General features: G+C 67.4%; 7 protein-coding genes and 1 riboswitch. Of the genes, 1 reads left to right on the top strand and 6 read right to left on the bottom strand.

Annotated elements, in window-relative coordinates:
* Positions 1 to 13: 13 nt before the first annotated feature.
* Positions 14 to 679, top strand: coding sequence for a response regulator transcription factor (locus AC5YGJ_RS13870; protein WP_005411662.1), 666 nt, complete (start codon positions 14 to 16; stop codon positions 677 to 679).
* Between the two features lie 103 nt (positions 680 to 782).
* Here AC5YGJ_RS13870 and AC5YGJ_RS13865 read toward each other — a convergent pair whose 3' ends face one another.
* The 6 genes from AC5YGJ_RS13865 to AC5YGJ_RS13840 all read right to left on the bottom strand — a co-directional run bounded on the left by AC5YGJ_RS13865 (position 783) and on the right by AC5YGJ_RS13840 (position 13,841).
* Positions 783 to 1,277 carry an REP-associated tyrosine transposase gene (locus tag AC5YGJ_RS13865; protein WP_496186857.1) on the bottom strand — a complete coding sequence of 165 codons (495 nt, stop codon included), beginning with the start codon at positions 1,275 to 1,277 and terminating at the stop codon, positions 783 to 785.
* 25 nt (positions 1,278 to 1,302) lie between these two features.
* A complete protein-coding gene (locus tag AC5YGJ_RS13860) occupies positions 1,303 to 1,878 on the bottom strand; it encodes a manganese efflux pump MntP (protein WP_496186856.1) in 576 nt (191 codons plus the stop codon).
* Between the two features lie 89 nt (positions 1,879 to 1,967).
* A riboswitch (yybP-ykoY riboswitch) is annotated at positions 1,968 to 2,057 on the bottom strand.
* A 250-nt stretch (positions 2,058 to 2,307) separates the two neighbouring features.
* Positions 2,308 to 5,766 (bottom strand): hybrid sensor histidine kinase/response regulator, encoded by a 3,459-nt coding sequence (locus AC5YGJ_RS13855; RefSeq protein ID WP_249842429.1) that lies wholly within the window; start codon positions 5,764 to 5,766, stop codon positions 2,308 to 2,310.
* 138 nt (positions 5,767 to 5,904) lie between these two features.
* On the bottom strand, positions 5,905 to 8,052 hold the full coding sequence (locus tag AC5YGJ_RS13850; protein ID WP_249842428.1) for a S46 family peptidase: 2,148 nt from the start codon (positions 8,050 to 8,052) through the stop codon (positions 5,905 to 5,907).
* A gap of 135 nt (positions 8,053 to 8,187) precedes the next feature.
* Positions 8,188 to 12,048 (bottom strand): translocation/assembly module TamB domain-containing protein, encoded by a 3,861-nt coding sequence (locus tag AC5YGJ_RS13845; protein WP_496186855.1) that lies wholly within the window; start codon positions 12,046 to 12,048, stop codon positions 8,188 to 8,190.
* Complete coding sequence (locus AC5YGJ_RS13840) at positions 12,045 to 13,841, bottom strand: autotransporter assembly complex protein TamA (RefSeq protein ID WP_249844932.1); 1,797 nt, start codon at positions 13,839 to 13,841, stop codon at positions 12,045 to 12,047. The genes AC5YGJ_RS13845 and AC5YGJ_RS13840 overlap by 4 nt, the downstream gene beginning before the upstream one ends.
* Positions 13,842 to 14,048: the final 207 nt, after the last annotated feature.

The following is a 14,048-nucleotide window of genomic DNA, read 5'->3' as shown; positions in this document are numbered from 1 at the left end:
GTTCCCCCCGACCATGACCACCCTCCTGATTGCCGATGACCACCCGCTGTTCCGCGAAGCCCTGCGCGGCGCCGTGCAGCGGGTCATCCCCGGCGTGCAGCTGTTCGAGGCCGACAGCGTGGAAGCGCTGTACGCGCTGGCCGACCAGCACAACGACGCCGACCTGGTCCTGATGGACCTGAACATGCCCGGTGCACAGGGATTCAACGCACTGGTGCACATGCGCTCGCTGCACCCACACCTGCCGGTCGTGGTGGTCTCCGCGCGCGAAGAAGCGACGGTGATGCGGCGCGCACTCGACCACGGCGCGCTCGGCTTCATTCCCAAGTCGGCCGACTCGGACACCATCGGCCATGCGCTCGGCACCATCCTCGATGGCGAGACCTGGGCACCACCGGAAGCGCACAACGTGCCGCCGACCGAGCGCGAGGAACGCGAAGTCGGCCAGCGCCTGCGCGAGCTGACCCCGCAGCAGTTCCGCGTGCTGCAGATGCTGGGCGCAGGCCGCTTGAACAAACAGATCGCCTACGACCTCAACGTCTCCGAAGCCACGATCAAGGCCCACGTCACCGCCATCCTGCGCAAGCTGGGCGTGACCAACCGCACCCAGGCCGTGCTGATGGCCGGCAAGCTGGCCATCGACGACGACGCCATCGTGCTGCCGCCGGAAGAAGATTGACCGTGATGGGGTGCAGAGCCGAGCATGGGATCAGCTCTACAGACGTCATGACGCCCCTGTAGAGCCGAGCCCACGCTCGGCTGCTCCTCGCCTCAATACCCGATCACGCCTCAAACGGCCATCGACTCCACACATAGGGGTACTCCCCGATACGCGAGGCCAGCCCAGCACGCACTGGATTGGCCACGATGTACATCGCCTGCGCGCGCAGGCATTCATCACTGCGCAGCGCATGGTCGTAGTACCCCGGCTGCCAGATCGGCGCGTTCGCATCAACGCCCGTGGCGATGGATCTTCCGCTCCTGGACTTCAGGATCTGCATGCAGCCGGCCAGCGTGCCGGTACGCAACTCGATCAACCAACGCAGGTGGTCCGGCATGATCACCCAGGCGAGGGAGAAGGTGCGACCGGTCCGCTCTACTGTGCGCAGGGCTTCGATCAGCAGATCAACGTTGGCCTTGTCACTGAACCAGGGACGACGCGCATGCGTCACCGTGGTGATCGCATAGGCATTGCCGGTATGCGACGCTGCATGTCGGCCATTGCCGCAATGTAGAGCCCAGCCCACGCTCGGCTGCTTCACACGCCAGCCGAGCATGGGCTCGGCTCTACAGGAACAGGCGTCACCCCACGCCGTGCAGGTGTTCGTACAGGATCGTCGCGCCGATGATCACCAGGATCACGCCACCGATGATCTCCGCGCGCTTGCCGACCATGCTGCCCAGCACGCGGCCGAGCATGATGCCGACGGTGACCATGGTCAGCGTGCACAGGCCGATGACTGTGGCCATCACGCCGATATGCACGTCCATGAAAGCCAGGCCGATACCCACCGCCATCGCATCGATGCTGGTGGCGAAGCCGGTCAGCGCCAGCTTCCAGAAACCGTGGTGCTGCGAAGGATCTTCTTCCTCCTCGGCGCTGTCCGGGCGCAGTCCGTTGTAGATCATGTGGATGCCCAGCGCGCCGAGCAGGCCGAAGGCGATCCAGTGGTCGAAGGCTTCCACGTACTGCAGGGCGGCACGGCCGAGCAGCCAGCCGATGATCGGTGTGATCGCTTCGATGACGCCGAAGATGATGCCGGCGCGCAGCGCGTCGCGGAACACCGGCTTGCGCATCGCGGCACCCTTGCCGATCGCTGCGGCGAAGGCATCGGTGGACATGGCAAAGCCGATCAGGAGGATCGAAATGGGGGACATTGGCGGCTGCTGAAGGTCGGGCAAGGACGGACGCACGGCTCGCGCTCGCGCCCAACCTGACGTTGCGCGCGCGGGCCGCTGGTCTCGCCAACCATCATGGTTGTCCACGCCACGGCGCACTGGCCGAGTATGTTGACGTGGACGATTCCTGCGAAGGAATCCGGCTACTCCCCAAGGGGACGCGCAGCTTAGCACCGCGATCCGCACGTGGCGCATTTCCAGGCAAACGCGCAGGCAGGGCTGGTTTGTATAGCGATGGCTATATCAGCACCGGGCTGCGCGCGGAGCCGAGCACGGGTTCGGCTCTACAGAACCCCGCGGCACCAGTATTTGTAGAGCCGAGCCGACGCTCGGCTGCTTTTCGGCCCGACCACGGAACACCACGCTTCGCGCTGGAGCCGAGCATGGGCTCGGCTCTACAGGTGCCCGTCAGGCGTCGTTGTTGCCGGCGTCGCGCAGCGCGCCCAGGAAGGCGCGCAGCGAGGCCGGCTTGATCGGCTTGGTCAGCACGCGGTAACCGCGTTCGCGTGCCATCCGCTTCAGTTCGTCGCGACCATCGGCGGTCAGCAACGCGCCAGGCAACGGGTAGCCCGCTGCCTCGCGCAGGGCCACCAGCGCATCCAGGCCGTCCATGCGGTCGTGCAGGTGGTAGTCCACCAGCATCACCTGCGGGCGCTCGGCAATCTTCTGCAGCGCCTGGTCGACGGTGGCGGCAGTGATCACCTGCACCTGCCAACGGCCGAGCAGCGCGCGCATGCCGTCGAGGATCTCCTCGTCATTGTCCACGCACAACACGCGCAGGCCCGCCAGCGAATCGCTGCGTACCGGTGCGGACACCGCCTGTACCGGCGCGGCCAGCTCGGTGTAGCCTGGCAACGGCGCCACCCGCGGCAGGATGATCGAGAACATCGAGCCACTGCCCACCCGGCTGCGTGCGTTGAGGCGATGGTCAAGCAGGCGCGAGATGCGCTGGCAGATCGACAGGCCCAGCCCCAGACCCTGTTCGCCCCAGTCGAACGGCTGCTGGTAGCGGTGGAACTCGTCGAAGATCTGCCGCATGTGGTGCTCTGGGATGCCGGGGCCGGTATCCCACACCTGCAGTTCCACTTCATCACCACGATGACGCACCGCCAGCACGATGCGCCCCTGCCGTGTGTAGCGCAGCGCGTTGGCCAGGAAGTTCTGCAGCACACGGCGCAGCAGCCGGCGATCGCTGCGTACCCAGGCCGGGCGCGCGAACAGGTCCAGGCGCAGTCCGCGACCGGCGGCGACTGGCGTGTACTGCGCGGCCAGCTCGCGCATCAACGCGCTCACATCGAACTCGCCGATCACCGGGTGCAGGCCACCGGCATCCAGCCGCGACACGTCCAGCAGGCCATCAAGCAGCTCTTCGGCAGCACGCAGCGACGCATCCACGCGCTCAGCCAGATGCTTCTGCTCGTCACTCACGTGGTCGCTGTCACGCAATGCCGAGGCGAACAGCCGCGCGGCGTTCAGCGGCTGCAGCACGTCATGGCTGATCGCCGCCAGGAAGCGCGTCTTCGACTGCTGCGCGACCTCGGCCTCGTGCGAGCGCTCGGCCACGCGCTGCTCCAGCGTCTCGTTGGCTTCCAGCAGTGCCTTTTCCGCGTGCTTGTAGTCGGTGATGTCGTTGTAGCTGGTCACGTAGCCACCGCCGGGCAGCGCCTGACCACGCATCTCGATCACCTTGCCGTCGCTGCGGGTGCGCTCGAACACATGCGGTGAACCGGCACGCATGTAGCCAATGCGGCGGTTGATCTGTACCTCGATATCGCCTTCGCCCAGCTCACCGCGCTCGGCGTTGTAGCGGATCAGGTCGGCCACCGGGCGGCCCACGTAGAGCATGCCGTCGGGGTAACCGAACATGTCCTGGTAGCGGCGGTTCCAGGCGGTCAGGCGCATGTCCGGGTCGACCACGCTGACGCCGGCACTGATGTTCTCCAGCGTGGTCGACAGGATCTCGCGGTTGAAGCGCAGTTCCTGCCCGGCTTCGTCCAGCACCGCCACTACTTCACCCAGGTCCATGCCCGAACCGCGCAGCAGGCTGGTCAGCAGCAGGCGCGCCGATGCCGCGCCGATCGAGGCGGCCAACAAGCGTTCGGTGAACTGCACCCAGGGCCGGTCGGCGGGCGCGGAGGATTGCAGCTCGCGACCCAGCGACTGTGCCTGCTCGAAGAACGAGCGCCGCGCATGGCGCTCGCCAACCACGCGCGAGGCCAGCGCCAGCAGATCGCCCACATGCACGTGCCCGGGCCAGCCACCGGCCACCGACGGGCGCTCGGCATACGGGTCGAGGAACGGAGCGGCACGCAGGCGCTCGTCCACGCCGGGACGCCAGCGCGCGGACACCAGCATCATCGTTGCCGCATTCACCAGCAGCGACCAGAAGGTGCCGTGGGTCAGCGGATCCCAGCCGGTCATGCCGAACAGCTGCTGCGGGCGCAGCCACTCGATGCCGAACGGTCCGTGCTGCACCCAGCCCGCGTCAACCCAGCCGGCCATGGTCATCGCCGGCAGCAGCAGGGTGTACAGCCAGGTGGCAAAGCCCAGCAGCATGCCGGTCTCGACGCCGCGACGGCTGGCTCCACGCCAGTACAGGCCACCGATCAGGCCCGGCGCGAACTGTGCCACTGCGGCGAAGGCCATCAGCCCATACGAGGCCAGCGTGCTGTCGTTGCTGCTGGTGCGGTAGTAGCTGTAGGCCATCAGCGCCAGCATCAGGATCGCCAGGCGGCGGATCCACAGCACGCGCGAGGCAACATCGGCCGCCTCCTGATGGTCGCCACTGCGGCGCAGCAGCACCGGCATCACCAGGTCGTTGCTGACCATGGTGGCCAGCGCGATCGAGGACACGATGACCATGCCGGTGGCGGCCGAGAACCCGCCCACGTAGGCGATCAGCGCCAGCGCGTTGCGGCCTTCGGCCAGCGGCAGCGCCAGCACCATCGAATCGTCGGCAACGCTGCCACCGGTGCCGAACAGGGTCACGCCGGCGGTGGCGATCGGCAGCACCATGGCCGAGATCAGCACCAGGTAACCGCCGAACATCCAGCGCGCGCGGCGCACATCGCGCACATCTCCGCACTCGACCACGGCCACGTGGAACTGGCGCGGCAGGCAGATGATGGCCAGGAAGCTGAGCAGTGTCTGCGAGATGAAGCCGACCGGCGGCAGGCCGGTGAACAGCGTATGCACCGACTCAACCACCGCGTCGGTGCGGTTGCTCAGCCACAGGTAGGCGAACACGCCCACCGCCAGCATGGCCAGCAGCTTGATCACCGATTCGAAGGCGATCGCCAGCATCATGCCGTGGTGGTGCTCGGTGGCATCGACCTGGCGGGTGCCGAACAGGGTGGCGAACAGCGCCATCAGCAGCGCCACGTACAGCGCCGGGTCGCTGAAGAAGCCGGTCGGCCCGGTGTTGCCGGTCAGCACCTGCAGGCTCATCGCCACCGCTTTGTACTGCAGGGCAAGGTACGGAATGATGCCGATCAGCGCGATGATCGCCACCAGCGCCGCCAGCCGCCGCGAGCGGCCGAAGCGCGAGGAGATGAAGTCGGCAATGGACACCACGTTCTGGCTGCGTGCGATCAGCGCCAGGCGCTCGATGATGCGCCAGCCGAACAGCAGCAGCAGCAACGGGCCGATGTAGATCGGCAGATAGCCCACGCCGTTGCGCACGGCGGTGCCGACCGCGCCGTAGAAGGTCCACGACGAGCAGTACACGGCCAGCGCCAGGCTGTAGACCACCGGCCGCAGCCACGGCCGGTCGGGATACATGGGCCGACGGTCGCCCCACCACGCTACGCCGAACAGCAGCGCGGCATAGGCAACCGAGACCAGCAGCAGGATCCAACTGGAGACCACGCGTGTGTTTCCGTCGGAGGAGGGGTCAGTAGATCACGACCGTTGGTGGTGAGGGTAGGTCATGACGGTAGGTCACGACCGTTGGTCGTGACTGAGCCTCAGTGCCCACCAACAGTGGGCACCCACCCGCAACCGGCCTTATTCTGCCGGCACGCCCATTTCCTTCAGCAGCTCGGGGGCCGGGTAGACCTTGGCCAGCAGCCAGCGCAGGTAGCGCATGTCCACGTGCACGGCGCGCTTGTAGCGCGGGTCGAACCACCAGCTGGCGCTGACCGATTCCCAGTTGCTGTCGAAGTTCAGGCCGATCAGTTCGCCCTTGGCATTGAGCACTGGCGAACCGGAGTTGCCGCCGGTGGTATCCAGGTTGGTCAGGAAGTTGACCGTCTGGGTCTTCAGTGCAGGGTCGGCGGTGCTGCCGAAATCACCCTTGGCGATCGCCGCCAGCAGTGGCTTGGGCGCATCGAACGGATAGGCGTTGGTGTTCTTTTCGACGATGCCGGCCACGGTGGTCACCGGCGAGTAGGTCACGCCGTCGCGCGGGTGCAGTGCCTCGACCTTGCCGTAGCTGATGCGCAGGGTGCGGTTGGCATCCGGATATACCGCGCGGCCCTGCTTGGCACGCCAGGCGAACAGCGCCTGCATGTAGGCCGGGCGCAGGCGCAGCTGCTCGCCTTCGCGGGTCTTGCTCTCGTTCTCGATGCGCAGCTGCGCGGCCACCAGCGGGCCGGCCACGGCGATCAGCGGATCGGCGGCCAGCGCCTTGCCTTCGCGCGCGGCGGCGAAACGGGACAGGCGCTGCGCCTCGTCACCCAGCTGGGTGCCGGCGTACAGGGTGTCCAGCGCCTTGGCCAGCTGTGCCGGGGTGCGGCCGAAGGCGGCGTCGAACTCGGCCACGCGCTGCGCATCCGGCAGCTGCTGATAGCGGGTCAGCAGGGTGGTCAGCAGGGCCTTCTCGACTTCCGGCGCGTAACGGCGCTGGACCTGCTTGAGCACGCCTTCGATCATCGCCTGGTCGCGCTGCTGGTAGCCGCTCTCGCGCTGTGCATCGGGCTTGGCCGATTCAATGCGCAGGCGTTCCAGCAGCAGGGCCGAGCGCAGCAGCTGGCTCTGCGCGGCCATCTGCTCCAGCAGCAGGTCACGCTCGCCCACCGCCGCACCCTGCGACAGGTTGGCCAGCAGCGCCTTGATGTCGCCCTGGTACCTGCGGTCGGTGGCGGCCAGCATGGCCGTCTCGTCGGCGGCACGCTGGGCCTTGGCGTCGCTGCGCAGCAGGCCTTCCAGCTCGCCGGCGGCGCGCTTGCGGTTGTTCTTCAGCGACTGCAGCTGCGAGGCGTAGCGGGTGCGCGCCTGCGCGTCCTTGGCGCTGGCGGTCTCGATGGTGTCGATCATCTGCTGGAACACCGACACGCGGCGCGGCAGCACGGCATCGATCTGGCCGGCGAATTCGGCGGCCGTGCGATGGCGGTAGGTGATGCCCGGGTAACCGGCCAGCATCGCGTAGTCGCCTTCCTTCGGGCCTTCCACCGACATCTGCAGGTGTGCCGGCGCCTGGTAGGGCACGTTGTCCTTGCTGTAGGCAGCCGGCTTGCCGTCCTTGCCGACGTAGGCGCGCAGCAGGGTGAAGTCACCGGTGTGGCGCGGCCACATGAAGTTGTCGATCTCATCGCCATAGTTGCCGATCGCGCGCGGCGGCGCGTACACCAGGCGCACGTCGCTCAGTTCCAGCTGGGCGATGCGGTAGAAATCGGTGCCGTAGTACATGTTGGCCACCGAGCAGCGCACGCTGCCGTCCTTCTCGCACTCGGCCACGATCTGCTTGCTGGCCGCGTCCACCGCATCGAAGTAGGCCCGGCCGGTCTTGCCGCGGGCCTGGGCCAGCACCTGATCGGTCACCTTGTCGAAGCCGACGGTCACCAGCACGCGGAAATCCGGGTTGGCCGGGCGCTCGTCGGCGCGGCCATTGGCGATGAAGCCGTTGTCGATCAGGTTGTGCTCGGGCGAGCTGTTGTACTGGATCACGCCCATCGCCACGTGGTGGTTGGTCAGCAGCAGGCCGTCGGCGGACACGAACGAACCGGTGCCACCACCGGCACGCACCACGGCGCTCAACGGCGGCGCGGTGACGTTGGCCAGGTCGGCCGGGTTGCCCTTGAAGCCGGCCGCCCGCAGCGGCTTGGCCAGCTCCGGCAGCTGGGTCGGCATCCACATGCCTTCATCGGCATGCGCGCCGGCGGCGAGGGTCAGGCCCAGGGCCAGGGCGGTGGGAAGGGCTTTGCGTGGCGACATGAGGCAATCCGGTACGACAGAACAGCCCGGGACCATAGCCGCTGGGGCCCGGCGGGGCAACGGCCGATGGTTGGGGGTGGGTATTGCACCCGCCGGGCTTGGCCCGGCGTGGCCCCGTCCCCGCATGGCGTGGCGCTACTTTTCCCTGCGCCAGTTGATCGAACCTCGGTTTTCCACCGTGCTCGATTCCACTTCCACGTCGAAGCCACGGCGCAGCAGGTACTTCAGCGTGATCACCGAACCGGCACCGACCAGCGACACGCCGTAGCCGACGTAGAGCTTGGGCGAGATGTACTTGCCGACGCCGATCACCGAACCGCCCAGCGCGCGCGACTGGCTCACGCCGGCATCGTCCAGGCCCAGCTTGGCGCCCAGCTGCGAGGCCAGCAGGCCGCTGCCGGCCGACAGTGCCGCCGAAGCCGCGTTGACCTGCTGGGTCTGGTCGCTGCTGGCGCCGGTCAAGCTGCGCCCCAGCACCAGGTAGGCCAGTGCTTCGGACTGCGACATCGCCGGATCGGACCACACGTCCGCGCGCGGCTGCTGCGCGCGCCCGGTCACATCGATGCCGGCGGTGACATCACCGATCCGGCGCTCGGCGCGGATGTTGATGCGCGGGTCGGACACCGCGTTGTAGTTCCAGGTGAGATTGCCACGGGTGATGGTCAGGTCCTGGCCGTAGGCCTTGTAGCGACCGCTCACTTCCAGGCCACCGTTGGCGGTCATCTCGCGGCCGGGCTTGGCCCACACCTGCATCTTGCCGGTCAGCGCGCCCTTCAGGCCGAAGCCGGTCATCTTCACCTTGTCGCCGAGGCTCACCGTCAGGTCCATGTCCAGCGGCGAGGTGCGCGACTCTTCCGGATCCACCGGGTCGAGCACCACCACGTCTTCAGACACCGACGTGCCACGGTCCAGGCGTTCCAGATCGATGTCGGCCTCGGGCACGTGCACCGTGCCGCGCAGTTCCATCGCGGCCTTGGCCAGGGTGAAATCAAGGTTCGGGTTGGCAATGATGCGCAGTTCGCTGGTGTTGGACACCAGCACGTTTTCGCCATGGATCTTCAGCTGCAGCGGTTGCGCATCGCCGAACCAGGACAGACCGCCGTCCACGTACAGCGTGCCCTGCCCCGAATTGGCCTGCGCGGTGATCTTGGCCGAGCCATCGGGCTGGGCGACGAAGCTGCCCTTGCCCTGGTCGAGGGTCAGGCCCAGCGCCGGGAATTCACCCTTGAAGTTGCTCAGCTGCGCATCGCCGCCCAGCGATGGCTGGCCACGCGTACCGCGCAGGCTGACGTGGCCTTCGATCAGGCCGGTGGGGCGCACGATGTCCGGCGAGAACAGCTCCAGCCAGTACAGCCGCGACATGTTGAGGTACAGCTCACCGTTCAACGGCGCACTGGCTTCCCAGCCGGTCTGCATCTTGGCGTCGACGAAGCCGTTGCCCTGGAAGCCCATGCCCAGGTAGCCCTTGATGCTGGCCGGGGTCATGTCCAGCTTCAGCGAGAACTGGTCATAGCGCACCAGCTCGCCACGGGTGGTATCGCCCACCGTGACCCGGCTCTCACCGAGGCGGATGCCGCCTTCCTTCGAGCGCACTTCCACGTGGCCTTCCCAGGCATTGCCGCGCGGGCGGATCTGTGCGTCCAGGCTGACCTCACCGCGCAGGTTGATGCGGCGGCCGGACTGCGGCGGCAGCCACGGCTGCACCAGCGCCAGCGGCAGCGCGTCACTGCGCACCACCAGGCCCTCGCGCGGCCAGTTCGCCTGTGCGCACAACGCGCCGCTGCTGGCGGCGGCCAGGCAGGCTTCGGACAGGGTGTAGGTGCTGCCATTGATCGCGAACGCCGCCGGTGCACGCAATGACCAGGCATCGCCCTTCACCGGTGCGATGCGCAGCGACGCCAGCTCGCCGCGCCACTGCGTGCCCTGCTGGCGCACGCTGCCCTGCAGCTCCACCGCGCCCATCTCGTTGCGGGTCTGCGCGGCCAGGCGCAGGTTGGAAACACTGCCCTGCGCATCGATGTTGAGTCGTTCCAGCAGCATGCCGGCGTTGACCTGCTGGCCCTGCACCGCCAGCGTGCCGCTTTCGCCGCGCCACGGAAGGTGGCCCTTGATGCTCACGCTCTCGGCGCCGTAGCCATCCCAGTTGAGGTTGTTGCCGACCAGGTCGGCGGTGATGTCCGGTGCGTCGCGCGGGCCCTTGACCTGCACCTGACCGCGCAGGCCGCCATCGGCGCCCGGCAGCAGATCGCTCAGCTGCAACGGTTCGAAACGCGCATCGATGTCGAGGCGGTCGCCGACCTTGCCCGACGCGGTCACCCGGCTGCTGCCCAACGCCAGCTTCAGCTCGCCCTGGCCCTGCTCACCCTGCAGCGCGAACTTGCCCTGCGCATCGAGATTGCGCTGGCGCAGGATGCCCTTCAGCGACGGCAGATCCACCGTGGCTTCCAGGGTACCGGCGGTGCCCGGCGGCGCATTGGCCGGCGGCGGCAGCTGGCGGCCCTTGGACGCCAGATTGCCGGACAGGCGGCCGTTCCAGCCCGGCACGAAATAGCCGGGATCGAAGTCCTTCAGCGTGGCCTTGGCGTCCCAGTCCAGCTGCGGCGCCCACGCCACCTGGCCCTCCACCTGCAGCTGGCCACCCGGCGTCTGCGCCTGCAGCTGGTGGATCGACGCGGCCTGGTCGTTGCCACGCACGTCGAAGCGCAGCTGCGCCTTCTGTGCATCACGTTCGACATCGGCGCGGCCGATCGCCGCCCAGGCCTTGAGCGTACCGGCCAGGCCGAAGCGTGCTTCCTTCAGCGTCACCGGCACCGGTGCGCTGCCGGCGGTGTTCGGGTCCGGCGCCGGCACGTAGGTCAGATCGTGCGCCACCACCGAGAAATTGAGCGTCTGCTGGTCTTCCTTGCTGAAATCGGCGGTGCCTTCCAGGCGTGCTTCGCCGCCCAGCCCCTTCACCACCAACGGCGACACCTTCAGCACCTGGTCCTGCAGCGAGACCACCGAAGGGGCCAGCTCCAGTTCCTGCCCACCCTGCTTCAACCTGCCGTGCAGGTTGGCGTTGCCGCCCTTGCCGCTGGCAGTGAAGTCCAGCGCCAGCGGCGCGATCGCCGAACCTGCCAGGGCGGGCGACAGCAGCGCCAGATCCAGCTCCTCGCTGCGCACGCTGGCGTTCCAGGTCGGATCGGTGCGCCCGTCGAACACCAGCATCGCGTGCAGCGGCTTCGGCGCACGCCCGGCCACGGCCACTTCCATGTGTGCCAGATCGCCGCGTGCCACCAGCCCCACCGTGGCGGCGGTACGCCCACGCGGTGCCGGCAGCACCGCCGTGACGGTTACATCGGTGTCGTAGTCCTTGGCCGGGATGTAGCGGCCCTGGGCAGTGAAGTTGCCCATGTCGCTGTCCACCACCAGCTTGCGCGCCTGGAATTCGCCGTTGGCGATCTCGATGCCACCGCGCACGCGGCTGATGTCGATCACCGGTTCGTTGGCCTGGCTGATGCGGAACCCGTCGATGGCGATGGCATCGGCCTGGATGGCCAGCGGCATCTCGATCTGCGGCAGGGAATCCGGCCACGACGGCAGCTTGAACGGCTCATCGCTCTTGGCCAGGTTCAAGGTCGCGTTGGTCAGCTCCAGCTTGTCCAGCAGCAGCTTGCGGCCCAGCAGCGGGCGCAGGTCCGGCTCCAGGTGCGCGCGCTCGGCGTGGAAATGGATGTCGTCATAGCGGAAATCGACGTTGTACAGGGTCAACGGGCCGGCCACCGGGCCTTCCACCTTGTCCCAGGTGAAGCTGGCACCCACCGGCAGGCGCGCCACCACCTGCGCCAGCAGCACGTCACGGCCGGCCACGGTCTGCAGCAGCCAGTACACCGCCAACAACGCCAGCAGCACCAGGCCGATCACACCCGCGCCGGACCACGCCCAGAAGCGCCGGCGGCGGTAGAAGCGCACGCGCGGCGGCGTGTTCGGGTTCGTGCTTGGTGCGGGCGTGCTCACAGGTCCGCTCCGATGTTCAGGTACAGCTGGAACTGCGAATCCGGGTTGTTCAGGCCGTGGGCGATATCCACACGTACCGGACCCACCGGCGATTTCCAGCGCACGCCGAAGCCGACGCCGGTATGCAGGTCGATGGTGTTGTCAAAGGCACTGCCGGTATCGACGAACACCGCCGCACCCCACGGGCCACCGTTGAAGTAGTGCTCGTACTCGGCCGAGCCGATCACCAGGTTCTTGGCACCCAGCGCGTACTTGTCCGGTGCCGGCGTGCGCGGGCCCACCTCGCGGTAGGCATAACCACGGATGCTGCGGTCGCCACCGGCGAAGTAGCGCAGGCTCGGCGGCATCGCCACCAGGTCGCTGGTCCAGGTGGTGCCGCCTTCGCCGCGCAGGATCAGGCGATTGCTTTCACCCACCGGGATGTACCAGCGCAGCACGGCATTGGCCTGCACGAAGCTGGTATCGGAGCCGGCGCCCTCGACGCCGGCACGCATCGTCGCGGTGCCGCTGATGCCCTTGCGCGGGAACATCTGGTCGTCGACGTTGACGTAGTCGGCGACCATCTGCGGGTACACCAGCGTCGAGGTGTTGTAGACCGCATCGGTGAACTCGGTGCCGGAGGCATAGCGCCAGCGCTCGCGCAGCGCGTTGATCGAGGCGATCGCGGTCCAGTGCTCGTTGATCTCGCCGCTGCGGCTGGCAATCAGCTTGAAGTTGCGTAGATCGATGTAGTCGGTCTGTTCGTCGTAGGCGCTGGCGGCGAAGGTATACCAGCCGTCCAGCCAGTTGAAGGCAGGGATGCGGTAACTGGTCACCAGGCTCTTGCGCTTCTGCGCATAGTCCAGCTGCGTGTTCATCTTGTGCCCGCGGTTGTTCAGGAACCGCCGCTCGATGCCGCCGCGCACACCCGGGCCGCTCTCGCTGCCATAGCTCAGACCGGCCGTGTAGATGGTGCGCTTGGCGCGGGTCAGCTTCACATCCACCGGCACTTCGCCGTTCTCATCGGCCTGGTCGGGCCGCGGCTGGATGTCGATCACGCTGAAGTAGTCCAGCTTGGTCAGCGACTGCCGCAGCCGGTCCAGCTTGCCCTCGTGGAAGTAGCTGCCCTGCTCCCAGTACACCAACGGGTCGAACAGCTTGTCGACGAAGTAGTCCTGCTCGAAACGCACCGGGCCCATGTTGTAACGGCGGCCGCTGTCCCAGGTCAGGTCGATGTCGGCGGCATTGTCGGCACGGGTGATCTGCACCTGGCGCTGGGTGTAGTCGGCATCGAAATAGCCGCGTTCGGCCAAGCGCCGGGTGATGGTGATCTTGCTGGCTTCGTACTGGGTATGCTCGAAGCGCTGTCCCTTGCGGGGCTTGAACGCGGCCAGGTCATCCTGCAGGTACTGGTCGTACATGGCCGGGCCGGTGATGTCGATGTGCTCGCGGCGCACGGTCACCGGGGTGCCCTTGTCGACATGGATCAGCACCCGCACATGCTCGTTCTCGCGCGGGGCTTCAACGGTGATCACCGGGTTGTAGTAGCCGAACGGCTCCAGCGCCTGGCGGGTCTGCCGCTCGGCCTGCGACAGCAGGTACTCCAGGCGCGATTCGCCCTGTTCCTTGCCGATCGTGTCGTACAGCGACAGCGATTCCTGGATGTTCTCGATGATTGCGGCGTCGTCGCCCTTGTCCAGTCCCTTGATGTCCACCTTGTCGATGGTGCCGCGCGCGTGGGCCACGGAGGTGGCGGCCAGCGACAGGACCATCAGCGGCAGGGCGTAATTCTTTGGCTGCATGCGGCACAGCATACCGACCGGAGGTGACGATGCGAAATGCATCACGCCCTTGAGGATCGGTTGTTAAGTTGCGGTCAAATTACCCGCCTGTGTGGCGATCATCGCGATCGCAGGCGAGGATGCCGGCATCCTGCGCGCTGCCGGCGATGACCCCGATGGACATCCGCCGGCGATTCGATGCGCGGGGGCAATGCCGGCCAGCGGCCGGCACGACCGATA

This window comes from Stenotrophomonas sp. CS3K5, from assembly GCF_059515225.1.
Note: the sequence above shows the minus strand (reverse complement) of the source record. Positions and strands in the feature narration are given on the sequence as shown.